A 1145-nucleotide genomic window follows, 5' to 3' on the forward strand; every position below is an offset into this window, starting at 1 on the left:
CAGCCATGACCTCTCCCGTCGGAAGCCAGCATTCCGCTGGCCTCGTACATCATTCGAGCAAACCTCAGGGATCGTCGGAAACCTTCCCGGGCAAGAGCGCGGAAAGCGTCGGCCACCTTGCAAAGGCCTCGGTCTCCGAGACGAATGCGGGCGAGCCGAACGCGCAAGGAAAAGCCGCGTCCCGCATCGCCCGCATGGATCTGACGGTGCTCTCTCCGACCGGCTCGGGTGAGGAGTCGGATACCTCGCCCGAGGCGCCGGACACCGCCGGCGACGTGGACGCCGCGTGAAACGGTCCCCTCCGCGACCGCACTAAAACGGAGATAGGCGGTCCCCCGTTTCAAGAGACGCTGCAACGCCCTAGCAGCCTTCCGCTGTCGTCTTCATCTGCCCGGGAGCGTTCGATTTGGCGCTGGTGTCCTGTTGTCCAGGGGCTGCCTGCTTCGCGGTTCCGGTCGTCTGTTGTCCGGGGGCGCAATCCTTCGCCGAGTTTGGATTGGTCGAGTTCGTTTTGGTCTGATCCGTGTCCTGGCTGCTGGGCATCGTCGTCGTGGATGAAGAACCCGACGAAGTGCCCGACGAAGTGCCCGACTGCGCTGTCGCCAGACCCCCGGACAGAGCAAGCAGGGCGGCGGCAAGAAGAATGCGTTTCATGACGATTGGTCCTTTCAGGTAACGTCCCTTCAGTCATTTAATCCCGGCGGGGCAGGAGTGTTCCGAGCGCCCGAACGCGCTCGACCTGCGGGGCTTTCGCGTGCCCAATGGCGCCCCTAGGGACCATGGTCCGGCGAGACAAGGGCCCTCATTTTTCCAAACGGCCCAAAAGCGCTCGGCCCTTTGTATTTCTGTGTCATTTCAATGAGTTAACGGAATTTTTTTGGAAGAGTGCGGGGCAATGACGGCGATGCTCTCATTTGGCGACCGCAATTGCCTAAAGTTTATCCGACGCCGTTAGGAAATTCTCATAAGACGCTGCCTAGCGGTTGGGCCACGGTAACGATTCATCTGCGGAGAAGTACAATGACATTGCGTAAGACACTTCTGGCATCCCTTGCCATTCTGGCGCTCGCGGCGGCCCCGGCGCTCGCCGGCAACGGCCATGGCGGCGGCAATGGCGGTAGCCACGGCGGCAATGGCGGCAATGG

2 protein-coding genes are annotated in these 1145 nt (G+C 61.6%); one reads left to right on the plus strand and one right to left on the minus strand.

What is annotated here, in order from left to right; translation table 11 throughout:
* On the plus strand, positions 1 to 290 hold a 290-nt coding region (locus EOA24_RS38730; protein WP_127410867.1), incomplete at its 5' end, for a hypothetical protein.
* Positions 291 to 360: 70 nt separating this feature from the next.
* On the opposite strand, the gene EOA24_RS38735 is transcribed toward EOA24_RS38730, so the two are convergent.
* Positions 361 to 654, minus strand: a complete 294-nt coding sequence (locus tag EOA24_RS38735; RefSeq protein WP_126083407.1) for a hypothetical protein — start codon at positions 652 to 654, stop codon at positions 361 to 363.
* Positions 655 to 1145: the final 491 nt, after the last annotated feature.

Source organism: Mesorhizobium sp. M2A.F.Ca.ET.039.01.1.1 (assembly GCF_003998035.1).
GTDB lineage: Bacteria > Pseudomonadota > Alphaproteobacteria > Rhizobiales > Rhizobiaceae > Mesorhizobium.